Here is a 22,664-nt window from a genome sequence, read left to right on the forward strand (position 1 = left end):
GAACAGGCCGCGTGGGGGAACGAGCTACTCCGCGCTGGAAAGCACCAGCGAGCGGAGTTTGGTGATGGCGAGGGTGAGGCCGAGTACGGTGACGGCGATCAGCAGGATGCTTGCGATCGGAAGTTTCACCGCTGACTCGACGTTCAGGCCGTCGGTGAGTTCGTGGATCACCGCGAGCGACCACTGCTGGATCGACAGCACCTTCGCGCCGTCGACGTACTGGCCCATCACGCTCTCCCAGAGTAGGGAGTAGAACAGCCCGATGGTCACCGCGTTGCCCGAGAATACCGACAGCGCCAGGAAGATCGCCGTGTACGCCGCCCCGGCCACCGCCGCACCGATGCCGAAGGCAACCGCTGTCTGCACGTCGTCCGGGGCGAGCACGATGCCGGCGACCAGCATCGGCACCGCGCCGAGCGCGACGATCACGCCGAACGCGACCAGCGCCTTGGTCAGCACGATGGTCGACCGCTTGACCGGCTTGCTCAGCAGGTAGACGATCGAGCCGTCGTCGATCTCGCTCGCCAGCGCTCCGGTGCCGGCCACCAGCGCGACCAGCGGCAGGATCACCGCCAGCCCGAGCTGCTGCAGCAGGGCCGGCGCCAGGCCGTCCTTGTCGTCGACGGTCAGGGCCAGCAGCACGCACAGCGCCAGGAACACGCCGGGCATTATGAACAGCAGCACGCCGCGCCGGTGCCCGAAGAGCGTGGACAGCGTCAGTCGCGCGATCGTCCGGACCACCATCAGCGCCTCCCGACCAGGTAGGAGAACACGCTCTCGAGCGACTCGTCGGTCGGTGCGACCTCGAGCAGCCGGATGCCGAGATCGCGGGCCAGTGCGGGGACCAGCTTGCTGAACCGCTCGAAGTCGACCACCCGCACCTGCAGCGCGGACACGTCGAGGTCGGCGCCCGACGTACAGGGGTCGCCGATCAGGGCGGCGGCGAGCCGGCGGTCGTCGCTGGTGCGCAACCGGTACAGCATCGGGCGGTCCGTCATCAGCGTGCGGATCGCGCGGTAGTCGCCGGAGGCGGCGTGCCGGCCCGACACCACCACCTCGATGTGGGTCGCGACCTGCTGCACCTCCTCCAGGATGTGCGAGCTGAACAGCACGGTGCGGCCCTCGGCGCCCATCTTGCGCAGCAGGTCCATCAGGTGCAGCCGCTGCCGTGGGTCCATGCCGTTGAACGGCTCGTCCAGCAGCAGCAGCGACGGCTCGTGCACCAGCGCGGCGGCCATCTTGATCCGCTGCTTCATGCCCTTCGAGTACGTCGCGATGCGGCGGCCGGCGGCGTCCTGCATCGCGACCACCTCGATCGCGGCGTCGGCGGCGGCGCCCGGCGACGGCAGCCCCTGGAGCTCGGCGTTGGCCCGGACGAAGGCAGCGCCGGTCAGCGAGTCGTAGACCGCCTCGGTCTCCGGCACCAGGCCGATCTGCGCGTAGACGCTGTGGTTCCGCCACACCGGTACGCCGTCCAGCGTGACCGCCCCGACCGACGGCGGCAGGAAGCCGGCCATCATCGTGATCAGCGTCGACTTGCCGGCGCCGTTCGGGCCGAGCAGCCCGGTCACCCCGGGGCCGATCGTCATCGTCACGTCGTTCACCGCGACGACGTTGCCGTACCAGCGGGAGACCTTGTCGATCCGTACGACGCTCATCCGCGGGCCACCTTGGCGTAGCGGGCGTTGACGCCCCACACGCAGAGACCGACCAGCAGCAGGTAGACCGCGGCGAACACCAGTCCCTGCTGGGTGGTGGCCACCCAGTTGCCCTCGCTGTGGACGCGGAGCACGAACCGGGTCAGCACGTCCGCGAGCGTGAACGGCGAGCCGAGGTTCGCGTACCGCGCGGCCGGCTCGGTCAGGTCGCCCTCGGGGGACAGGATCGCCGTGGTGGTGATCACCGCGGTGAACGAGACGATCAGCACGGCGATGATCGCGGCGACGGCGAATCCGCGCCGCGGCGTCGCGGCCGCGATCAGCCCGCCGATCGCGGCCAGCAGGACCGACAGCAGGAAGGCGCCGCCGAGGCCGGTCGCGAACTCCCTGGTCATCGCACCGACGTCGTACCTGGCCAGCAGCGCACCGGCGTACAGGATGAACAGCGGCAGCCCGATCAGGATCATCAGCGCCAGCACGAGCGCGGACAGCTTCGCCAACGCGTAGTCCGTACGCCGGGGCGGCCGGGCCAGGTACAGCACGATCGAGCGGTAGCGCAGGTCCCGGGAGAACAGCTGCGGCGCCTGCGAGGCCAGGTAGAGCGCGATCACCGGCTGCAGGATGAAGACGTAGTCGATCGGCACGATCGGCGGTTCGTCGAACTTCATCACGTTCTGGATCCCGACGATGACCACGACCGGGACCACCATCACCGCGAGCAGCAGGATCGGCATCACCTTCGACTTGCCCGACCGGCCGATCCCGTAGGCGTGCCGCAGGCTGGACACCAGCAGCGCCTGGAAGATCGCGAACCGGCCGAGCCGAGGGCCGTCGTAGTGCCGGTAGCCGATGTCGTGGATGACACCGGAGCGGGGCTGCTGCTCCGGAAGCTGGTCAGACACTGAACACCTCTTCCAGCCGGTGCCGGTGCGGCTCGACCCGGACCAGGCCGAGGGCCAGCTCGGCGATCGCGTCGCGGACCAGGTCGTAGGTCTGCTCGCCGCTGATCTCGACCAGCACCAGCGGGCCGTCGGTGCGGACCCGGGCCCCGGCGCGGGACAACGCGTCGCGCAACCGGTCGCGGCCGTCGAGCTCGCGCACCTCGATCGTGAGCACACCGGTCTCACCGGTCAGTGCCGCCTTGGACTCCGACCGCAGCAGCCGGCCGCCGTCCAGCACGATGATGTGGTCGCACACACTCTCCAGCTCGCCGAGCAGGTGCGAGGTGATCAGCACCGGGATGCCGAACTCGGTGCCGATCCGGCGGACCAGCGCGAGCATCTCGTCGCGGCCGGCCGGGTCGAGGCCGTTGGTCGGTTCGTCGAGCAGCACCAGCTGCGGGTCGTGGGTCAGTGCCTGCGCGAGCTTGACCCGCTGCTTCATGCCGGTGGAGTAGCCGCCCATCGGGCGGTAGCGGGCCTCGTCCAGGCCGACGTGCCGCAGCACGTCGGCCGCGCGCTCGCGGGCGGCGGTCGCCGGCAGGCCGGACATCTGGGCCAGGTGCACGACGAACTCGGTCGCCGACACGTCGGGCGGCAGGCAGTCGTGCTCGGGCATGTAGCCGACCAGCGCCCGGACCGCCTCGCCGCCGGTGACCACGTCGTGTCCCAGCACGATGGCACTTCCGGCGGTCGGGGCGATCAGTCCGAGCAGGATCTTCAGCAGGGTCGACTTGCCGGCGCCGTTGGCTCCGACCAGCCCGGTCACGCCGGTCCCCACCTCGACCGTCAGCTCGTCCAGTGCCGTCACCCGGGGGTAGCGCTTGGTCAGCGCGGTGGTCGCGATCACGGGCACCCGGCAACCCTAGTGCCAGACCGGCTCGGGACAGAATTCTCCGTCGTTGCGATCGCGTCCCAGCTGCGCACCGAAATGCGATGGCGGGTGCGCGAGCGGCGCGGTTATCGTCCGAGGATGGATCTCAGGCCGGCGGTACCCGACGACGCCGAGGCGGTCTCCGCCGTCCGCCGGGCCGTCTACTCGTACTCCGTGATGTCACCGGCGACGACGCGGCACGACATCGAGGCGGTCGTGCCGGAGCAGCGCGCGCTGAGACTGGTCGCGGAGGTGGACGGCCGGGTCGTCGGGTGGGGCGCGGCCGGCATCAACACCTGGACCAGTGACGCCGGGCAGGCCTGGCTCACCGTGTACGTCCATCCCGAGCACCGGCTCCGCGGCATCGGCGGAGCGCTGGTCGGCCAGTTGCACGAGCACCTGGGCGAGGTCGGCGCGGTGCGGGTGCGGACCTTCGCGACGCCGGCCGGCCTCGACTTCGCCAAGCGACGCGGGTACGACGGCTCGCGGCTGATGCACTACGCGGGGCTCGACCCACGGGTGCTGCCGGAGCAGCCGCCGACGCCGGAGGGCATCCGGCTGGTCGGCTTCGACGAGGTCGAGCCGCGGCAGGCGTACACCGCGGACACCATCGCGTCGCTCGACGAGCCGGGCGACTCGCCGCTCGACGCGATCGACTACGACGAGTGGCTCCGGGAGATCTGGCAGGGGCCCGCGCTGGACAAGGCGCTGTCGGTCGCGGCGATGGCCGGCGACGAGATGGTGGCGTTCACCGCCGTGGAGACCGACGGGGACCGGGCCTGGGCGGGCATGACCGGGACCGTTCCGGCGTACCGGGGCCGGGGGCTGGCCAAGCTGGTGAAGTCGGTCGCGCTGCGCCGGGCGGCCGCCGCCGGGGTGACCGGGGCGTTCACCTCCAACGACGACGAGAACGGTCCGATGCTTGCCGTCAACAACTGGCTCGGCTACCGCCGGGTGGAGACCCAGACCGGTTTGCTGCGCACGCTGTGACGCGGTGGGTACCGGGCAGGCGGTGACCCGCTCACCCAGCGAAGTTCGTCCGCGTGTTGACACCGGTCCAGACCTGATCGGCCCGGCCGGGGCGTATCTTCGCCACAACTTCGGGTGAAGGAGTTGCGATGGAGATCAGGCCCGCCGAGCCGGCCGACATCGAGTCGGCAGTGGCGATGCACGACCGGGTGGTGCCCTTTTTCGCGGTGACGGCGACCGGCCTGCGGCACCGGCTGCAGGGCGGTCAGGCGCCGCCGCCGGGCTCCGGGACGTTCGTTGCGGCCGAGGGTGGCCGAGTGGTCGGCTGGGCCACGACCGGTCTGATCGCCGGCTCGGTCCCGCTCGACGGGCAGCTCCGGCTGGTCGTCGATCCGGACTTCCGCGGCCAGGGCATCGGCACCGAGCTGCTCGAGCTGGCCCACGGGACCCTGAAGGCGGCGGGTGCCGTCAGCGCCCGGGTCTTCGCGGACCCGGCTTCGGTCGAGTGGGCCGCCCGATGGGGGTACCGGCAGACCCGCGAGGTGTACTACGTGGGCATGGACCCGCGGGACGCTCCACCACGGCCGCCCGTCCCCGAAGGTCTGCGGCTGTCGGCGCTGGACCGGCTCGACCCGCACCAGGTCTACGAGGCCGACGAAGTTGCCCAACGCACCAAACCGGGCGACGCCAGGATCGCCGCCCGGCCGTACGACGAGTGGCTCGCTGGCACCTGGAAGGCGCCCGGCCTGCGGCTCGACCTGAGCGTCGCCGCGCTCGACGGCGACCGGGTGGTCGGCTTCACCCTCGGCAACGGCGACGACCGCTTGCTCTGGTCCCAGATGACCGCGACGATGCCGGACCAGCGTGGCCGCGGCCTCGCCAAGCTGGTCAAGTGCGAGGCGCTGCACCGCGCTGCCGCGGCCGACATCACCCGCATGTACACCGCGAACTACGTCGGCAACGAGCCGATGATCGCGGTCAACCGCTGGCTCGGCTACAGCATTCTCGCCCGGCACGCTGTGCTCATCTGCCCGCTCTGACGGACGCCGCTCAGCTCCGACGCCGGTCGTCTGGCGCCGGTCGAGGTCAGGGGACCAGCAGGACCACGGTTTCGGCGACGCAGGCGGGTTTGGTGGAGTTCTCGAGCTCGATCACCCACTGCAGGGACACCTGGACGCCGGCCGGGGTCTGCTGGGCGCCGGCGATCGAGGCGCCGGCGCGGACCCGGGAGCCGACCGGGACCGGGGTTGGGAAGCGGACCTTGTTCACGCCGTAGTTGAGCTTGGCGGTGACGCCGGAGACCGAGAACAGCTCCTCGCCGAAGCGGGCGATCAGGCTCAGGGTCAGGTAACCGTGCGCGATCGTGCCGCCGTACGGGCCCTGGGCGGCGCGCTCGACGTCGACGTGGATCCACTGGTGGTCACCGGTCGCCTCGGCGAACTGGTTCACCTGCTCCTGGGTGATCTCCAGCCACTCGGTCTCACCCAGCGGGGTGCCGACCGCGTGCACGACCTCGTCGACACCGGTGAAGGACTTCGCCATGGTGGTCCCAGCTCCTGTCAGTTGCGGGGTCCGCCGGCGACGTACAGGACCTGGCCGGAGACGAAGCCGGCCTCCTTGCTGCAGAAGAACGACGCGGCGGCGGCGATGTCCTCCGGCGTGCCGGTGCGGTTGACCGGGATGGTGGCCGCGGTGGCCTTCTTGAACTCCTCGAAGTCGACGCCGACCCGGGCCGCGGTCGCCGCGGTCATGTCGGTCTCGATGAAGCCCGGAGCGATCGCGTTCGCCGTGACGCCGAACTTGCCCAGCTCGATCGCCAGCGTCTTCGCCAGCCCCTGCAGGCCGGCCTTCGCGGACGCGTAGTTCGCCTGGCCGCGGTTGCCGAGCGCGGACGTCGAGGACAGGAACACCATCCGGCCGTAGCCCGCCTCGACCATGTGCGCCTGGCAGGCCTTGGACATCAGGAAGCTGCCGCGCAGGTGCACCGACATCACCGTGTCCCAGTCGTCCTCGGACATCTTGAACAGCAGGTTGTCGCGCAGGACGCCGGCGTTGTTGACCAGGATCGTCGGGGCGCCCAGCTCGGCCACCACCCGCTCGACGGCGGCGGTCACCTGGTCGGACCTGCTCACGTCGCAGCCGACCGCGACGGCCTTGCCGCCGGCCGCGGTGATCGCCTCGACCGTGCCCGTGCAGGCCGCCTCGTCGAGATCCAGGACGGCGACCGCGTTGCCGTCGGCCGCGAGCCGCTGCGCCACGGCAGCGCCGATTCCCCGGGCTGCCCCGGTCACGATCGCCACCCGCTGCTGCTCGGTCATCCGGCCCACTTCCTTCGCTCGACGGCACCTGCCCGGGGATGACCTTACCCACGTCCGCGCGCGGGCGGTGCGGTCCGGATGCGATGATCGCCGTGTGCATGATCACAGCGATCACGGCCACAACCGGCACGTCTACGCGTGTCCGCTGCGCTGGGGCGACATGGACGCGCTGGGCCACGTGAACAACGGCCGTTACGTCGACTACCTGCAGGACGCCCGGGTGGACTTCCTGTTCCGGACCGCGAAGGAGCTCGGCGCGAACGAGCTGGAGACCGGGTTGCTGGTGTCGCGGCACGAGGTCCGGTACCGGGCGCCGCTGCGGTTCCGGCCGGAGCCGGTGCGGATCGAGCTGTGGATCAGCGAGATCAAGGCCGCGTCGTTCACGGTCGGCTACGAGATCCTGGACCCGGCGCCGCGGCGTACGTACGTCGAGGCGTGGACCCGGCTGGTCCCGTTCGACTTCGGTGCCGGCCGGTTGCGCCGGATCACCGAGGTCGAGCGCGAGGCGTTGTCGAAGCTGGTGGGCTCATGAGTGTGTTCAGCCACCCGGTCCTGGTCCGCTGGTCCGACATCGACTCCTACGACCACGTGAACAACGTCCGGTACTTCGACTACCTGCAGGAGGCCCGGATCGCGTTCCTGGCCGAGATCTTCGGCCTCGGTGCCGAGGACCTGTTCACGTCGTCCCCGGTGGTGCTGGCCGGCCAGACGGTGGACTACCTGCGCCCGATCCTGCTCCGGCACCCGCCGTACGTGGTGGACCTCTGGGTCGAGTCGGTCGGCACCTCGTCGTTCACGCTGGCGGCCAAGATCGTGGACCGCGTCGACGGGTCCGAGCTGGTCTACGCCAAAGCGAGCTCCGTGCTGGTTGCGGTGACCGCGGACACGCACACCAAGCGGCCGCTCACCGACACCGAGCGGGCAGCCCTCGTCGGCCGGATTTCGGCGGCTTGAGACACTGAACAGCGATGAGTGAGCCACAGAGTTTCTACGACGCCGTCGGCGGCGCGGAGACGTTCCACCGGCTGGTGGCGGCGTTCTACCGTGGCGTCGCCGCTGACCCGGAGCTGCGCCCGATGTACCCCGAGCAGGACCTCGGTCCGGCCGAGGTGCGGTTCCGGATGTTCCTGGAGCAGTACTGGGGCGGACCACGCGTGTACTCCGAGCAGCGCGGGCACCCTCGGCTGCGGATGCGGCACCACCCGTTCGCCGTCACCCCGGGGGCGCGGGACCGCTGGCTCGGCCACATGCGGGCCGCGCTGGACGAGATCGCGCTGCCACCGGAGCGGGACGAGGAAATCTGGAAGTACATGGTGATGGCCGCGCACAGCATGGTGAACACTGATGAACCGCAGTACCCCGGCGCGATCGACGTGTCCGGCGGCTGAGCTCTCGTGAAGGAGAACTGACGAGCATGGCAACCATTCGTACCGCCAAGGCCCACTGGGAAGGCTCGCTGATGGAGGGCGCCGGTCAGGTCGCCCTGGAGTCGTCCGGGATCGGCACGTACGACGTGACCTGGGCGTCGCGCGCGAACGAGGCGAACGGCAAGACCAGCCCGGAGGAGCTGATCGCGGCCGCGCACTCGACCTGCTTCTCGATGGCGCTGTCGCACGCGCTGGCCGGCGCCGGCAACGCGCCGGAGTCCATCGACACCAGCGCCGAGGTGAGCTTCCAGCCGGGTGAGGGCATCACCGGCATCAAGCTGTCGGTCAACGGCAAGGTGCCGGGGCTGACCGCCGAGCAGTTCGCCGAGTTCGCCGAGCAGGCGAAGAAGAACTGCCCGGTCTCCCAGGCCCTGGCCGCCACCCCCATCACCCTGGACGTCAACTTCACCGCCTGACCTCACCACCCGACGGCGCCGGACCCCTACGGGGGACCGGCGCCGTCGGCGTTGGGAGGGAAATCGGAAGCCGATCGGCCCCCAACCCCCGCTGCGTGCTTGCTCGCGTGCCCGGCCCTCGGCGAGGGCGGTGTGGGCAGGCGGGACGGGGCGCTCGGCTATTCCTTGGGTTCGTGGCCGGCGGCGGGGCGGGAGTTGTTGGTGCTGCCGGTGGAGGTGGTGGCTGGTTCGGTGGGGACCTCGACGACCTGGAGGTTCTCGTCCTCCTTCTCGGCGGCCGAGCCCACCCCGGTCGGGCCGGCGGCGGGGTCGCGGTTGGTCAGGTTGCCGATCCGCAGCACCTCGCCGTTGCGGACGTACCAGATGGTGCCGTCCTCGCCGCGCAGCCGGGTGACGCGCAGGCCGACCGACTCGACCACGCCGGTGGCCTTCTCCATGTCGATCAGGTCGCCGACGCCGTACTGGTCCTCGAAGATCATGAAGATCCCGGCCAGGAAGTCCTTCACCAGCGTCTGGGCGCCGAAGCCGAGCGCCACACCGATGATGCTCGCCGACGCGACCACCGGCAGGATGTTGAAGCCGAGCTCGGCCAGCACCATCACCACCAGCACCGCGGTGAGCACGATCGTGACCGCGCTGCAGAGCAGCGACGCGATCGTCTCCGCCCGCTGGGTCCGGCGCTCGTTGGCCAGTGTGTTCTCGACGAATCCCTGACCCAGCTTCGACTTGGCCAGCACGCCGGCGACCGCGCCGTTGCCGGTCCGCCGGGCGAACCGCCGGATCGCCTTGTGCAGCAGCCAGCGGATCACGAAGAACGCCACGATCAGCCCGGCGATCCGGGCCGGGACCATGACGATCTGGTCGGTCACTTCCAGCTGCCCGTCGTTGCCACGACGGAAGAAGGTGGGGAACTGCTCGGGCAGGGAAAGCAGGGGGTGACTGAACAAGGACACGGGGTGACTGAGCAGAATAGGCATCTCGTCGGCCTACTGTAGTGACCCGCCCGCCGGTGTCGCCCACACCACCCGCGCCCCACGATGCGAGGAGGAAAGACGGTCTATGCCGAGCCGGCTGGATGACGAGCTGAAGCGGCTGGTGAGTGCCGGAGTGCTGCGCCAGTACCAGGCGGACGCCCTGCGTGACGCCGCCGCCGCGGATCGTTCCCGCACCGGCCACCGGGCCCCGACCGACCCGGCTCCGACCCCCGCCAAGGGCACTGATCCCGTCCGGACCCCGTCCCGGGCGACGGACCCGGTGCGGACCCCTGCCAAGGGAACAGATCCGGTGCCGACCCCGTCCCGGGGGACCGATCCGGTGCTGACGCCGTCCCGGGCGATGCGCCCGGTCCCACCCCCGGCTCCGCACCCGTCGGCGCTGGTGGAGGTGCTCGGCTACATCGGCGGGGCGCTGCTGCTCGGCGCCGTCGCCTTGCTCACGGTCGCCAACTGGGGCGAGATGGGCCGCGCGGCCCGCATCACCACCGGCACCAGCGCCGCCGTCCTGCTGCTGACGTCGGCGGTGATCCTGGCCCTGTTCCGGCGCCGGGACCAGCTCAGTTCGGCGCTGGCGTCGCTCGGCTGCTGCGTCGCCGGCTTCGCCACGTACGTCGCGGTCGAAGGTGCGGCGGGCCGGATCGCCGGAGTCGCCGTCGCGCTGGCCCTGGCCGCTGTCGGCGTCTGGTGGCTGCGCGGATCGTCCTTGCTGGTGGCGATGTTCGGCATCCTGGCCGTCGGCGTGCTGGTGCTCACCTCGGACGTCCTGACACCGGACGACAGCGTGCACACGAACAGTGCGGGCATCGCCGGCACCGGCTTCATCCTGGTTGCGTTCGTGCTGGCCCTGGTCGGTCTGTTCCGCGACCAGGTCACGGCGTGGTCCCTGGCCGGTGCTGCGATGTTCAGCTCCTCCATCTGCTGGCTGGTGCAGGACCGTGGCGAGGTGATGGCGCTCGCCGTCGGCACTGCCGGTCCGGCCGCGCTGCTGGTCGCCTACGGCCGCGTCCACGCGTCGGCGTACGCGGTGGTGGGGTGCTCGATCCTGCTGGTGATCTGGCCGACAGCGCTCTATCAGCTCACCGACAACGTCGCGGGCGTCGCGATCGGCCTGGTCGTCGCCAGCGCCGCACTGCTCGTCGCGGTGCTTCTGCTGTCCCGTCGGCAGCGCAGAGGTGTGACATGAGGGTGGTCGTCCTCGGTGCCGGGGTCAGCGGCCTGTCCACGGCTCTGCTGCTGCGCGAGCGCGGTGCGGATGTGGTCGTGGTGAGCGCCGACGCCACCGAGGCGACGACGTCTCACCTCGCGGCAGCCGTCTGGTTCCCCACCTCCGCAGGGCCGGCCGACAAGGTCACCGGCTGGGGCAGTACGACGTACGACGTGCTGGCGGCGGAGGCGGAGCGCGGCGTGCCGGGGGTGGTGATGCGGGAGTCCCTCGTGGTCTACCGGGCCGAGCCTGGTCCGCAGCCGTGGGCCGCGGCGGTCGGTGAGGTGCGGCCGGCGACGAAGGACGAGCTTCCGGCCGGCTACTCGCACGGGCTCCGCTTCACCGTTCCCCTGGTGGAGATGCCGACGTATCTGCCGCGCCTGCGGCAGCGCTACTTGGACACTGGCGGCCGGCACGTCGTACGCCGGGTCGCCGGCCTGGCCGAACTGCTCGACCTCGCTCCCGACGTGATCGTCAACTGCGCGGGCCTGGCCGCCGGAGAGCTGGTCGGCGACCGTACGACGTACCCGATCCGCGGCCAGATCGTCCGGGTGCGCAACCCGGGCGTGCGCCTGTCGGTGCGTGACGAGCACCATCCGGCCGGCCGGGCCTACGTCCATCCGCGCTCCGACGACTGCATCCTCGGCGGCACGCTCGACCAGGGCGTCTGGGACACCGCCGTCGACGACGCGACCACCGCCTCGATCGTGGCCCGCTGCACCGATCTGGTGCCCGCACTGGCCGGCGCCGAGGTCATCGAGGCGCTGGTGGGCCTGCGCCCGGGCCGTCCCGAGGTGCGGCTCGAGCGGGACGAGCAGCTGCTCCCGGGCGTGCCGGTCGTGCACAACTACGGCCACGGCGGCAGCGGCATCACCCTGGGCTGGGGCTGTGCGCAGGAGGCGGCCCAGCTCGTCACAGAGTCGAGGTGACACGCCACTGGGCGGATTCCGGCGCGCTGGTTACTGCTCCAAGGGCGTGAATGCGGCAGACTCGCACGCGTGACAGCTCCTACCGCGGCCCTTGTCGATCTGGCGGTTGCCCATGGCGTGGCGACGGAGTACTGGGACTGGCAGGGCAAACATGTGCAGGTCTCCAGGGAAGTGGTGTCGGCCGTGCTGGGCGCCCTCGGTGTGGACGCCTCCACGCCGGCCAAGGCGGCCAATGCCCTCGTCGAGTATCAGCAGTCCCGCTGGCGCCGGGTCCTGCCGCCCACGGTGGTGATGCGGACCGGCTGGACGCCGTGGTTCGCGGTGCACGTGCCGCACGGGTCGCCGGTCGAGGTCTGGGTCGAGCTGGAGGACGGCGGCCAGCGCCGGGACGTCCCGCAGCAGCAGCGCTGGGTCGAGCCGGAGTGGGTGGACGGCGTCCAGATCGGCGAGGCGACCTTCCAGCTGCCCGGTGACCTGCCGCTCGGCTACCACCGGATCTGCGCGCGGATCGGTGGCGACCCGGAGGTGTTCACCGGCACGCTCATCGTCACCCCGCAGCGCCTCGAGCCGCAGAAGCTGGAGCGCAACTGGGGCTGGGTGCTTCAGCTGTACTCCGTGCGGTCACGCCGCTCGTGGGGCATCGGCGACCTGCACGACCTCGCCGACCTGGCCGCCTGGTCGGCCGGTGACCTGGGCGCCGGGTTCGTCCTGGTGAACCCGCTGCACGCCGCCGAGACGTCCGGCCGGATGGAGCCGTCGCCGTACCTGCCGGCGTCGCGCCGGTTCGCGAACCCGATCTACCTGCGGATCGAGGACATCGACGAGTACGGCGACCTGGCGCCGGCCGAGCGGGACCGGGTCCGCACCCTCGGGCTGCAGACCCGGGCGCTGAACGAGGACGCCACCGCGCTCGATCGGGACACCGTCTGGGCGGCCAAGCGGGAGGCGCTGCAGCTGCTGTTCGGCGTCCGGCCGTCGATCGGCCGGATCGCGGAGTACGGCGCGTACTGCGATCGCGAGGGGCAGGGGCTGATCGACTTCGCCACCTGGGCCGCGATCGCGGACGTGCACGGACCGGAGTGGAGCAAGTGGCCCGAGGAGCTGCGGGACCCGGCCGCTCCGGCGGTTGTTGCTTTCCGCAACGAGAATCCGGACGCGGTGGAGTTCCACTGCTGGCTGCAGTGGCAGCTGGACGAGCAGCTGGCCCGGACCCAGGCCCGGGCCCGGAACGCCGGGATGGCGCTCGGCGTCCTGCACGACCTGGCCGTCGGGGTGCACCCGGACGGCGCCGACGCCTGGGCCCTGCAGAACGTGCTCGCGGCCGGCATCCACGTCGGCGCTCCGCCGGACGCCTTCAACCAGCAGGGCCAGGACTGGTCGCAGCCGCCGTGGCGCCCGGACGCGCTGGCCCGGACCGGGTACGCCGCCTGGCGGGACCTGGTCCGCGCGCAGCTGCGGCACGCCGGCGGGCTGCGGATCGACCACATTCTCGGCCTGTTCCGGCTCTGGTGGGTCACCTCGCCGGAGAGCCCGACCGAAGGCACCTACATCCGCTACGACCACGAGGCGCTGATCGGGATCCTGGTCCTGGAGGCGACCCGGGCCGGGGTCGTGGTGGTGGGGGAGGACCTCGGCACGGTGGAGCCGTGGGTCCGCGACTACCTGACCGAGCGGGGCGTGCTGGGCACCTCAGTGCTGTGGTTCGAGCGGGACGACCAAGGCCGTCCGCTGCCGCCCGAGCGGTGGCGCGAGCTCTGCCTGGCCACGGTCACCACGCACGATCTGCCGCCGACCGCAGGCTACCTGGCGGGCGACCACGTCGAGCTCAGGGACCGGCTCGGCCTGCTGACCCGGCCGGTCGCCGAGGAACTGAAGGTCGACGAGGCCGAGCGGGACGCGTGGCTGAGCGCCCTGCGCGAGCGGCACCTGCTGTCCGGCCACGAGGGTGAGGTCGAGCGGATCGTCGAGGCCCTGCACCGGTACGTCGCGCACACGCCGGCCAAGCTGATCGGGGTGGCGCTGGCCGACGCGGTGGGCGAGCGGCGGACCCAGAACCAGCCCGGCACGACCGACGAGTACCCGAACTGGAGGGTCCCGCTGGGTGGTCCGGGCGGCCTGCCGATCCTGATCGAGGACCTGCCGAACAACACCCGCTTGCGCCGGCTGATCGGCGTCCTCGGACACTGAGCGACCGGCAGGGTCGATCGCCGGGTGACAACTTTCCGTCAGCACGTGCTCACGAACCGTTGACAATAGATTTGAACGGTTGTTATCTATTGCCAACGAAGGCGCCTTCACCTTTCCCCACCGCCCCCCTTGAACGGGAAACCGAAGGAGTGTCCGCATGATGCGAGCACGCAAGTTCAGCCTGGCCGGAATCGCGGTCGGCGCCCTGTCGCTGACGGTCGCCACCTCCGTGCCGATGGCCTACGGTCACGGCTACACCAACGCACCGATCAGCCGGGCCAAGCACTGCGCGAACGGCACGGTGCAGAACTGCGGCCAGATCCAGTGGGAGCCGCAGAGCACCGAGGGCCCGAAGGGCTTCCCGAACGGCGGGCCGGCCGACGGCACGCTCTGCTCGGCCGGACTGGCGCAGTTCGACCAGCTCAACGACCAGCGCGGCGGTGCCTGGCCGGCCACCCAGCTGGTCTCCGGCCAGAACTACACGTTCCGCTGGCGCCTGACCGCGGCGCACAGCACCACCGACTTCAAGTACTACATCACCAAGCCGGGCTGGAACCAGAACGCCCGGCTGACCCGCTCCGCGCTCGAGCTCACGCCGTTCCTGACCGTGCCGATGAACGGCGCACGCCCGGCCAACGACGTCGCGCACACCGGCCGGGTGCCGGCCCGGACCGGACGGCACATGATCCTCGCCGTCTGGACGATCGCCGACACCGCGAACGCCTTCTACCAGTGCTCCGACGTCCGCTTCTGACCGCCCGGGTGCGGTAGCAGCCGTCCTGGGTCCGAGCGCTCCTCGAAACCTACCGCCCCAGGTTTCGAGGAGCGTCCCCTGTGGCCATCGGAACAGGGTGATGGCCTAGGCTTCGGAGTGTGATTCCTCAGCTCTCCGGCCACACCCTGCTGGTGTTCGTCGGCATCCCGGCGCTGATCATCGCGGTGGTGGCGTTGCTCGTCTTCGCCTCGTCGATCGCGCGCGGCCCGCGCTACCGCCCGGGCCTGTCCTGGTGGGCGCCGCCGGTCTGGATCAACGGCCCGGTGACGACCAAGCCGGACCCGGCCAACCTGCCCGAACTGCCGGCCGGCAGCTCGCCGTCCGCGACCGCCCCGCAGGCCGTCGCCCGATCGACCGGAGGCGCAAGTGCCAGCTGGTGACGCTTTCACCCACGACCAGCTGCTCGACATCGAGCGCGCGGTCCGGCACGCCGAGACCGTGTCCGGCCTGCACTTCTCGGTCTACGTCGGCGGCGCGGACTCCGAGACCCGCCCGTTCGCGCTCGAGCTGCTGAACGAGCTGCCCGACCCCGACCGCACCGTGCTGGTGTACGTCGACCCGGCCGGCCGCCGGCTGGAGATCGTCACCGGGGCCGCCGCCAAGCGCCAGCTGTCGGACCAGTCGGCCGGTCTCGCCGCGCTGACCATGCAGACGTCGTTCGCCACCGGTGACCTCACCGGTGGACTGGTGACCGGCATCCAGCAGCTCGGGGACCACGCGCACCAGGCGCCGCTGCTGCACGCCAACGAGCCGCACCAGCAGTAGCTGCCGCGGGCGTTCTCCTGGAAGGACCTGATGAGCACGGTACGTCGGTCGGCCCGCGAGCTGCGGCCGGTGGAGATCCCGGCCGGTGACTTCCTGCTGCGGCCGTTCACCCCGGCGGACGAGCCCGGCGTCGCCGTCGCGATGACCGACCCGGACATCCTGCGCTGGACCGCCGGTTCGGCGGTGCTCGGGCTCCCGGCCGATCAGCGCGCCCGTGGCTGGCTGCAACCGCGGCTCGAGGGCTGGTCGATGGGACATGCGATGTTCGCCGTCACCGACACGGCCTCCGGCGAGCTGCTCGGCTCGGTGACGCTGCGAGACGTGCACCGGGTCCCGGACCAGGCGGTCGCCGCCTACTGGATCACGCCGGCCGCCAGAGGCCGCCGGCTCGCCGCGCGGGCCCTGGACGCCGCGTCACGCTGGGCGTTCACGCCTTCGGAGGGCGGCGGCGCCGGGCTGCACCGTCTGTCACTGGACCACGCCCTGGTCAACAAGGGGTCCTGCCGCGTCGCGACCACCGCGGGGTACCAGCTCGAGGGCACCATGCGCGACTACTACGTCGAGGTCACCGGCCGGCGGCACGACTCCCACCTGCACGCCCGGCTCGCGACCGACCGCGTGCCGCGGATCGCGGCTCCCGGCACGCAGGCTGAGTGAGGTCAGCCCGCGGCGCTCGGCGGCGAAGGTCAGCCCGCGGCGCTCGCCGGCTCGTACGTCGGGCAGGCGTTGTTCGCGTGGATCCGCTGGATCTTCGGTGACACGCACAGGTTGATCGCGGCCTCGGACGACGTCGCCGGGCCGATGTAGACGATCCAGGCGTCGGAGACCGGCCGCAGGTCGCTGGTCGTCAGCCCCGGGTACTGCCCGGTCGCGAGCAGGGCCTTCGCCGGTACGCCGGCCTTGATCAGCTGGCCGGCCAGATCCTTGGCCAGCTGGTCGGCCGCCATGCCCGCGTCGGTCGGGTAGGTGTCGAGCACGGCGATCCACTGGCCGCGCCGGAACTTCGGCGACTCCGGCCCGGTGTTCGGCGGCGCCGACGAGGCCGAGGGGGTGACGGCCGGCTTGCGGTCGGCCTTGGCGGTGCTCGGCAGGGCGGGCGCGGGTTCGGTGCTCGGCGGCGCGGAGGTCGCGGTGTCACGCACGGTGCCGGAGCCGGCCTGCGGGTCCGGCGTGGTGCCGTTGCTCAGGATGAAGCCGAACGTGCCGAGAATCGCCGTGCTCGCGACCACGGCCGCGCCGATCACGGCGGACGAGCGCTTGCGCCCGCCTCCGGTGCCGCCTCCGGTACCGCGGCCACGCCGGCCGCCGTTGCCGCCGTTGCCGGCTGTACCGTGCCCTGCGCCATCGCCGGAGCGGTCTGCGCGCCGGCCGCGTGACGGCACTGCGGAGCTGGTCCGGGCGCTCCGGCTCGCGCGGTGGCCGCCGGTCGGGCGGACGGCGTCAGCGAGCGGGTAGTAGTCGGTCTCCTCGGCGAGCGCGTACGTCGTCGCGTGCGCGGCGGCGACGTGCCGCGAGGGCGTGGTGTCGAGCAGCCCGTCGAACGGTGCCGCGCCGAGCCGGACGCCGGCGCCGGTGTCGACCGCCCGGTCGGACCCGGCCGGGGCGCCGATCAGTACGTCGGGGCCCGACGACCGGCCGATCGCCACCTGGGGCAGCGGCACGGTCGACCGGCCGACGATCCGGTCGGCGGCCTGCTCGGCGGCCTGCTCGGCGGGCGTCGCGGTGGACGTGCCGGGAGACGTCGCTGGGGGTCGCGGCGACGGCGCGAAGGCGGTACCGGCGGCGTTGGCCAGGTCCGCCGCGGGATTTCGGTGGTCCAGATGCGTCACGGCAAAGGTCCTCCCCAGTTCCTTTCCCTCGGATTCCGGATCAGCTTAAGCCTGATCCACCCGAGAAGTGAGTGCTCTTCAGGTGCCGGAAATCTCTTTGTTTCCGCCGGAACGCGGACCGGAGCCGACCTGCGACTGTGTGCTGACCAGCAAACGTTTGACTGTCACGGGTAGCGTTCGCGCTACCACTGTCCGGGTTCACGGGTGATGGTGGAGAGCTCCGGCCGTTGGCAACGTGGTGGAAAACCATTCACCTCCCGGAGGAGTTATCCGTGCCCATCAAGACGCTGCTGGCCGCCGTTCTGGCGCTCTCCGTCGTACCGGTCGCACCTGCCGTCGCCCGGCCCGATCCGTTGCGGCAGGACGCGGAACAGATCACCGCGGTCGGAGTCACCGGGGTGCTGGCGCGCACCACCTCGCAGTACGGGCGGTCCCGGACCGTGACCGACGGCGTCGCCGAGCTCGGCCGGCGTCGACCTCCGCGTGCCGACGGCTACTTCCGGATCGGCAGCACCAACAAGACCCTGGTGGCGACCGTTGTGCTGCAACTCGTCGGCGAGAACCGGATGCGGCTCGACGACACCGTGGAGAAGTGGCTGCCCGGCTACGTCCGCGGCAACGGCAACGACGGCCGGCTGATCACGGTCCGGCAGTTGCTGCAGCACACCGCCGGCATCTACGACGGCAATTTCCCGTCCATCGACACCGCCGAGCAGTACTACCAGCGCCGGTTCGCGATCCACACCGAGGAGGAGATCGTCCGGGCCGGGCTCAGCCACGCGCCGGACTTCGCCCCCGGCACCGGCTGGAAGTACTCGAACACCGGCTACGACCTGGTCGGCCTGGTCATCAAGGCGGTCACCGGGCGGCGCTGGTACGACGAGGTCGAGCGGCGCATCGTCCGCCCGCTGGGACTGCGGCACACCTACTGGCCGGGCACGAGTCCCGGGATCAAGCAGCCGCACGCCAAGGGCTACACCCGGTTCGCCGCAGGGGAGCGGTACGTCGACACCACCCAGCTGATCGACGTCGACGCGTCCGGCGGGTACATCTCCACGCTCGCGGACCTCGACACGTTCCAGCGGGCGCTGTTCGACGGGCGGCTGCTCGGCCGGGCCGAGCTGCGAGAGATGACCCGGACAGTGCCGGTCGACGAGACCGCGACCCAGCTGTGGCCGGGGGCGCGCTACGGACTCGGACTGTTCTCCCGCGATCTGGCCTGCGGCGGCACCGTGTGGATCCCGGGCGGCGACCAGCTCGGCTATCGCACCCGGCTGGCCGTGACCGGCGACGGGGAGCGCAGTGCGGTGGTGTCGATGTCGTCGCAGCTGTACGACTCGCTCGACGTCGTCTTCGCGCAGGACAACGCGGCCCGGCGGCTGATCGACCGGGCGATCTGTTCCTGACCGCGGCGGAGCGGCCTGCGGTCAGGTGCCGGAGGGAATGCCGTCGAGCTTGGGCGCCGGGCGGGTGTCGAGGGCGTCCTCGAGCCACCCGTCGACGTCCACCTCGGCGTTCAGGATGTGGTGCACGTACGACGAACGCTCGTGGCTGAGCACCTCGAGCTCCCACACCGACGGCGCCGCCCCGATCGGCGCGGGCCGCAGGTCGTGCACGTCCAGGCCGCTGAACATGCTGAGCCGGGACTGGAAGTTCTTCGCCCAGCTCTGCACCACCATCCGGGTCCCGTCGTCGGCCAGGTGCAGCACGACGACCCCGAGCCCGAGGCCGCCCATCGCGTCGTCGAACTCGAGCTGCCGGGTGGCGGCGGAGCGGGCCGTCGCCACCATCGCGTCGTCCCAGGAGCGGCCGCGGGCGGTGATCACGTACGGCTTGACCAGCCGGTGCGCGAAGCGCCAGGGCATCAACGGCGTCACCGGCCGGGGACGGTACGCCTCGGCCAGTCCGGTCAGGGCAACTGCAGCTGCACCAGCAAGGGCGGGATCAGGGGAAGCCACCACTCTAGTCTCCCCCATCCGTGCACCGGATCGATGCACGGACGGGGGAGTACGCAGGATCAGCCTTCGGCGTCGCGGCGCTGCGCGTCGAGGGCCCGGACCAGGTCGGCCCGGGCCTCACCGACGTACCGCAGGGTCGGGGCGTCGATCGCCTCGGTCTCGGTGTCGAGCCAGCTGGTCAGCGCCTCCAGCGTCGCGTCCTCGGCCAGGTTGCGCGGCGACAGGTAGACCAGCACGTTCTCGCCCATCGAGGAGCCGAGCCGGGTGTACACGTCCTTGGCAGCGCTCAGGTACCGGTCGACGTACGGCCGGAGCAGCTCCTCCTGGCCCGGCTGCTGGAAGCCCAGGATGGTCCGGAACTGCGTCTCGTTCGGCGTGTCCTCGGACTCCACCGCGATCCGCCAGGCCTCTTCCTTGGCCTCGGGGGTCGGCCGCGCGGCGCGGGCCTGGGCGGCTCGCTCCTGACCGGTGATGGTGGTGTCGCGGGTCAGCTCGTCGTCGATCTCGGCGGCGCCGATCCGGCCCAGCCGGGCCAGCGCGACGATCAGCGTCCAGCGCAGATCGGTGTCGACCACCAGGCCGGCCGGCAGGTCCTCGCCCTGCAGCCAGCGCGCCAGCCGGTCCGCGCCGGCGTCGGAGAACACCCCGGCGATGTAGGCGCGGGCGAACGCGAGCTGGTGGTCGCTGCCGGCCTCGGCCGCGGTGAGCAGCTCGGCCAGCGCATCCTCGTACTGCGCGCGCAGGGCGGCCCGGTTCTGCGGTGCGGCGTAGGAGTTGATCGCGGCGGTCGCCTGGTTGAGCAGCGACCGGACGCCGGTCAGGTCGGTCTCGGCGCGGATCCCCTTGAGCACGATCTCGACGTACTGCGAGGCCGGCATCTCGGCGTCGCGGGTCATGTCCCAGGCCGCGCCCCAGGCCAGCGCCCGCGGCAGCGACTCGGCGAGCTGGTCGATCGACTCCACCAGCGTCGCGCGGGACCGTTCGTCGAGCCGGATCTTGGCGTAGGTGAGGTCGTCGTCGTTCAGCAGCACGAGGTCCGGCTGGGTGGCGCCGACCAGCTCGGCCAGCTCGGTGCGCGGGCCGTCGATGTCGACCTCGAACCGCTCGGTCCGGACCAGGCCCGTGCCGGTCCGCCGGTACAGACCGACGGCCAGCCGGTGCGGCCGCAGGACCGGGAAGTCCGGGGCGGCGGTCTGCTCGATCGCGAAGCGGGAGAACGCGCCGTCGGCGTCGACCTCGAAGTCGGCCCGCAGCGTGTTGACGCCGGCCGTGCGCAGCCAGCGCTCGGTCCAGTCGTCCAGGTCGCGCCCGGACGCCTTCTCCAGCGGCTTCAGCAGGTCGGCCAGCTCGGTGTTGCCGAACGCGTGGTCGGCGAAGTACTCCTTCAGCGCGCTGATGAAGGTGTCCTCACCGACGAACGCGACCAGCTGGCGCAGCGTGGACGCGCCCTTGGCGTAGGTGATGCCGTCGAAGTTCACCTCGACCGCGTGGAAGTCGACCATGTCCGCGGCGATCGGGTGCGTCGAGGGCAGCTGGTCCTGCCGGTACGCCCAGGTCTTGCGGGCGTTGCAGAACGTCGTCCAGGCGTCGGCGTACTTCGTCGTGGCGGTCGCCTGGGCCCAGTGGCTGGCCCACTCGGCGAACGACTCGTTCAGCCACAGGTCGTCCCACCAGCTCATCGTGACCAGGTCGCCGAACCACATGTGCGCCAGCTCGTGCAGCACTGTGTTCGCGCGGCTCTCCAGCTCGGCGTGCGTGGTCCGGCTGCGGAAGATGTACTCGTCGCGCAGCGTCACGCAGCCGGCGTTCTCCATCGCGCCCATGTTGTACTCCGGCACGAACGCCTGGTCGTACTTGCCGAACGGGTACGGCGTACCGAACGCCCGCTCGAACAGCTCGAAGCCCTGCTTGGTCACCTCGAACAGGTCCGCGGTGTCCAAGTGCTCGGCCAGCGACGGGCGGCACAGCAGCGACAGCGGGTAGTTGCCGTTCGGGCCTTCGTAGACGTCGGTGACGACGTGGTACGGACCGGCCACGACAGCGGTGATGTAGGTCGAGATCGGCACCGTCGGGGCGAACTCCCAGCGGGCCAGCTCCTCGCCGTTCTCGCCGGCGTACGGCGTCGGCTCGGGGGTCGGCGCGTTCGAGATGACCACCCAGCGGGCCGGGGCGGACACGGTGAAGGTGAACGGCGCCTTGAGGTCCGGCTGCTCGAAGGTGGTGAACACCCGGCGCGCGTCCGGGACCTCGAACTGGGTGTAGAGGTAGGTCTCCTTGTCGGCCGGGTCGACCGAGCGGTGCAGCCCTTCGCCGGTACGCGAGTAGATGCAGTCGGCCACCACCCGCAGCTCGTTGCGCTCCTGCAGCCCGTCCAGCTGGATCCGGGCGCCGTCGTACACGGTGTCCGGGTCGAGCGAGCGGCCGTTCAGCGTCACCTCGTGCACGGTCGCCGCGATCAGGTCGGCGAAGGTACTGGCGCCGGCCGTGGCGGCGAAGGTGAGGGTGGTCGTCGACGCGAACGTCGGTGCGCCGGTGGCCGCGGTGCTCAGGTCGAGCTCGATCGCGTAGCTCACGTCGCTGAGCAGGCCGGCGCGGGTGCGCGCTTCGTCGCGCGTCAGGTTGGTTCCAGGCATGTCGGCATCCTATGCACCTGGCTGCACGCTTGGCCGAGGGTTTCCCCGCGACTTCCGCACCGATGCGTAACCGTTTCCCTGCCGGTGCCGGGTGCTGCCGGACGGTGACGGTGCGATGCCCGGCCGTGACCGGTTGGTTGCGGTTTGTACGATCGCCCCATGACTGCCTCCGCCGATTTCTGGTTCGACCCGGCCTGTCCGTGGGCCTGGATGACGTCTCGCTGGATGCTCGAGGTCGAGCAGGTCCGCGACGTGCGGACGACCTGGCACGTGATGAGCCTGGCCGTGCTGAACGAGGACCGCGAGGACCACGACGCGATCTGGCAGCGCAAGCTCGGCATCGTCCGGGTTCTGATCGCGGCCGAGCAGGCCCACGGCAACGAGGTGCTGCTGCCGCTCTACACCGCGCTCGGCAACCGGATCCATGTCGACGGTCGCGGCACCAACGGCAGCGACGGCGACGTGCTCGCCGAGGCGCTGGCCGAGGCCGGGCTGCCGGCGAGCCTGCTCGAGGCCGCCGGCACCGACAAGTACGACGAGGCGCTGCGCAAGTCCCACCACGCCGGCATGGACCAGGTCGGCATGGAGGTCGGTACGCCGGTGATCGCGGTCGAGGGCGTCGCCTTCTTCGGCCCGGTGGTCACCCCGGCGCCGAAGGGCGAGGCGGCCGGCAAGCTGTGGGACGGCGTCCGCCTGGTGGCCGGCACCGAGGGCTTCTTCGAGCTCAAGCGCACCCGTGACCGCGAGCCGATCTTCGACTGAGCACACTCCCCGGACCGGTTCGCTCCT

Annotated in this window: 25 protein-coding genes; 15 read left to right on the forward strand and 10 right to left on the reverse strand. The window is 71.3% G+C overall.

Going from position 1 to position 22,664, the window contains the following annotated elements; genetic code table 11:
- Positions 1 to 24: 24 nt before the first annotated feature.
- Genes KFLA_RS10975 through KFLA_RS10990 form a run of 4 tightly spaced genes read right to left on the reverse strand, consistent with a single transcriptional unit; the run spans position 25 to position 3,452 of the window.
- On the reverse strand, positions 25 to 744 hold the full coding sequence (locus KFLA_RS10975; protein ID WP_012919857.1) for an ABC transporter permease: 720 nt from the start codon (positions 742 to 744) through the stop codon (positions 25 to 27).
- Positions 744 to 1,658, reverse strand: a complete 915-nt coding sequence (locus tag KFLA_RS10980) for an ABC transporter ATP-binding protein (RefSeq protein ID WP_012919858.1) — start codon at positions 1,656 to 1,658, stop codon at positions 744 to 746. Before KFLA_RS10980 ends, KFLA_RS10975 begins: the two co-directional genes overlap by 1 nt.
- Complete coding sequence (locus KFLA_RS10985; RefSeq protein WP_012919859.1) at positions 1,655 to 2,560, reverse strand: ABC transporter permease subunit; 906 nt, start codon at positions 2,558 to 2,560, stop codon at positions 1,655 to 1,657. Before KFLA_RS10985 ends, KFLA_RS10980 begins: the two co-directional genes overlap by 4 nt.
- Entirely contained in the window at positions 2,553 to 3,452 is a 900-nt protein-coding gene (locus KFLA_RS10990) for an ABC transporter ATP-binding protein (protein ID WP_012919860.1), read from the reverse strand. The genes KFLA_RS10985 and KFLA_RS10990 overlap by 8 nt, the downstream gene beginning before the upstream one ends.
- Positions 3,453 to 3,569: 117 nt before the next feature.
- Between KFLA_RS10990 and KFLA_RS10995 the strand changes: the two genes are divergently transcribed.
- Positions 3,570 to 4,460, forward strand: a complete 891-nt coding sequence (locus KFLA_RS10995; protein WP_012919861.1) for a GNAT family N-acetyltransferase — start codon at positions 3,570 to 3,572, stop codon at positions 4,458 to 4,460.
- Positions 4,461 to 4,588: 128 nt separating this feature from the next.
- Positions 4,589 to 5,479 (forward strand): GNAT family N-acetyltransferase, encoded by an 891-nt coding sequence (locus tag KFLA_RS11000; RefSeq protein WP_012919862.1) that lies wholly within the window; start codon positions 4,589 to 4,591, stop codon positions 5,477 to 5,479.
- A 46-nt stretch (positions 5,480 to 5,525) separates the two neighbouring features.
- Here KFLA_RS11000 and KFLA_RS11005 read toward each other — a convergent pair whose 3' ends face one another.
- Both KFLA_RS11005 and KFLA_RS11010 read right to left on the reverse strand, forming a co-directional pair.
- Complete coding sequence (locus KFLA_RS11005) at positions 5,526 to 5,981, reverse strand: MaoC family dehydratase (RefSeq protein WP_012919863.1); 456 nt, start codon at positions 5,979 to 5,981, stop codon at positions 5,526 to 5,528.
- Positions 5,982 to 5,998: 17 nt separating this feature from the next.
- Positions 5,999 to 6,757, reverse strand: a complete 759-nt coding sequence (locus KFLA_RS11010; protein ID WP_012919864.1) for an SDR family oxidoreductase — start codon at positions 6,755 to 6,757, stop codon at positions 5,999 to 6,001.
- Positions 6,758 to 6,851: 94 nt separating this feature from the next.
- On the opposite strand from KFLA_RS11010, the gene KFLA_RS11015 reads away from it, so the two are divergent.
- From KFLA_RS11015 to KFLA_RS11030, 4 genes are read left to right on the forward strand one after another with little or no spacing between them, the layout of a single operon-like run.
- On the forward strand, positions 6,852 to 7,289 hold the full coding sequence (locus KFLA_RS11015; RefSeq protein ID WP_012919865.1) for an acyl-CoA thioesterase: 438 nt from the start codon (positions 6,852 to 6,854) through the stop codon (positions 7,287 to 7,289).
- Entirely contained in the window at positions 7,286 to 7,711 is a 426-nt protein-coding gene (locus KFLA_RS11020; RefSeq protein WP_012919866.1) for an acyl-CoA thioesterase, read from the forward strand. The genes KFLA_RS11015 and KFLA_RS11020 overlap by 4 nt, the downstream gene beginning before the upstream one ends.
- Positions 7,712 to 7,725: 14 nt before the next feature.
- The gene (locus KFLA_RS11025) at positions 7,726 to 8,145 is read left to right on the forward strand and encodes a globin (protein ID WP_012919867.1); all 420 of its coding nucleotides are present in this window, start codon (positions 7,726 to 7,728) and stop codon (positions 8,143 to 8,145) included.
- A 26-nt stretch (positions 8,146 to 8,171) separates the two neighbouring features.
- A complete protein-coding gene (locus KFLA_RS11030; RefSeq protein ID WP_012919868.1) occupies positions 8,172 to 8,600 on the forward strand; it encodes an OsmC family protein in 429 nt (142 codons plus the stop codon).
- 158 nt (positions 8,601 to 8,758) lie between these two features.
- Here KFLA_RS11030 and KFLA_RS11035 read toward each other — a convergent pair whose 3' ends face one another.
- The gene (locus KFLA_RS11035) at positions 8,759 to 9,553 is read right to left on the reverse strand and encodes a mechanosensitive ion channel family protein (protein WP_148256601.1); all 795 of its coding nucleotides are present in this window, start codon (positions 9,551 to 9,553) and stop codon (positions 8,759 to 8,761) included.
- Between the two features lie 106 nt (positions 9,554 to 9,659).
- On the opposite strand from KFLA_RS11035, the gene KFLA_RS11040 reads away from it, so the two are divergent.
- From KFLA_RS11040 to KFLA_RS11070, 7 genes are all read left to right on the forward strand, one after another.
- Positions 9,660 to 10,778, forward strand: a complete 1,119-nt coding sequence (locus KFLA_RS11040; protein ID WP_012919870.1) for a hypothetical protein — start codon at positions 9,660 to 9,662, stop codon at positions 10,776 to 10,778.
- The gene (locus KFLA_RS11045; protein WP_012919871.1) at positions 10,775 to 11,728 is read left to right on the forward strand and encodes an FAD-dependent oxidoreductase; all 954 of its coding nucleotides are present in this window, start codon (positions 10,775 to 10,777) and stop codon (positions 11,726 to 11,728) included. Before KFLA_RS11040 ends, KFLA_RS11045 begins: the two co-directional genes overlap by 4 nt.
- A 69-nt stretch (positions 11,729 to 11,797) precedes the next feature.
- Positions 11,798 to 13,915 carry a 4-alpha-glucanotransferase gene (gene malQ, locus KFLA_RS11050; protein WP_012919872.1) on the forward strand — a complete coding sequence of 706 codons (2,118 nt, stop codon included), beginning with the start codon at positions 11,798 to 11,800 and terminating at the stop codon, positions 13,913 to 13,915.
- Between the two features lie 157 nt (positions 13,916 to 14,072).
- Positions 14,073 to 14,669, forward strand: a complete 597-nt coding sequence (locus KFLA_RS11055; RefSeq protein ID WP_012919873.1) for a lytic polysaccharide monooxygenase auxiliary activity family 9 protein — start codon at positions 14,073 to 14,075, stop codon at positions 14,667 to 14,669.
- Positions 14,670 to 14,788: 119 nt separating this feature from the next.
- Complete coding sequence (gene ctaJ / locus KFLA_RS11060) at positions 14,789 to 15,070, forward strand: aa3-type cytochrome oxidase subunit CtaJ (protein WP_012919874.1); 282 nt, start codon at positions 14,789 to 14,791, stop codon at positions 15,068 to 15,070.
- Positions 15,057 to 15,455 carry a DUF5130 family protein gene (locus KFLA_RS11065; protein WP_012919875.1) on the forward strand — a complete coding sequence of 133 codons (399 nt, stop codon included), beginning with the start codon at positions 15,057 to 15,059 and terminating at the stop codon, positions 15,453 to 15,455. The genes ctaJ and KFLA_RS11065 overlap by 14 nt, the downstream gene beginning before the upstream one ends.
- 30 nt (positions 15,456 to 15,485) lie before the next feature.
- Positions 15,486 to 16,112 (forward strand): GNAT family N-acetyltransferase, encoded by a 627-nt coding sequence (locus KFLA_RS11070; RefSeq protein ID WP_012919876.1) that lies wholly within the window; start codon positions 15,486 to 15,488, stop codon positions 16,110 to 16,112.
- A 29-nt stretch (positions 16,113 to 16,141) separates the two neighbouring features.
- Here KFLA_RS11070 and KFLA_RS11075 read toward each other — a convergent pair whose 3' ends face one another.
- Positions 16,142 to 17,284 carry a hypothetical protein gene (locus tag KFLA_RS11075; protein WP_012919877.1) on the reverse strand — a complete coding sequence of 381 codons (1,143 nt, stop codon included), beginning with the start codon at positions 17,282 to 17,284 and terminating at the stop codon, positions 16,142 to 16,144.
- Positions 17,285 to 17,556: 272 nt separating this feature from the next.
- On the opposite strand from KFLA_RS11075, the gene KFLA_RS11080 reads away from it, so the two are divergent.
- Entirely contained in the window at positions 17,557 to 18,690 is a 1,134-nt protein-coding gene (locus KFLA_RS11080; protein ID WP_012919878.1) for a serine hydrolase domain-containing protein, read from the forward strand.
- A 21-nt stretch (positions 18,691 to 18,711) separates the two neighbouring features.
- Here KFLA_RS11080 and KFLA_RS11085 read toward each other — a convergent pair whose 3' ends face one another.
- Both KFLA_RS11085 and pepN read right to left on the reverse strand, forming a co-directional pair.
- Positions 18,712 to 19,242, reverse strand: coding sequence for a hypothetical protein (locus KFLA_RS11085; RefSeq protein WP_237706772.1), 531 nt, complete (start codon positions 19,240 to 19,242; stop codon positions 18,712 to 18,714).
- A 59-nt stretch (positions 19,243 to 19,301) separates the two neighbouring features.
- The gene (gene pepN, locus KFLA_RS11090) at positions 19,302 to 21,875 is read right to left on the reverse strand and encodes an aminopeptidase N (RefSeq protein WP_012919880.1); all 2,574 of its coding nucleotides are present in this window, start codon (positions 21,873 to 21,875) and stop codon (positions 19,302 to 19,304) included.
- A gap of 159 nt (positions 21,876 to 22,034) precedes the next feature.
- On the opposite strand from pepN, the gene KFLA_RS11095 reads away from it, so the two are divergent.
- Positions 22,035 to 22,637, forward strand: coding sequence for a mycothiol-dependent nitroreductase Rv2466c family protein (locus KFLA_RS11095; RefSeq protein WP_012919881.1), 603 nt, complete (start codon positions 22,035 to 22,037; stop codon positions 22,635 to 22,637).
- The last annotated feature ends 27 nt before the right edge of the window (positions 22,638 to 22,664 follow it).

The organism is Kribbella flavida DSM 17836 (genome assembly GCF_000024345.1).
GTDB lineage: Bacteria > Actinomycetota > Actinomycetes > Propionibacteriales > Kribbellaceae > Kribbella > Kribbella flavida.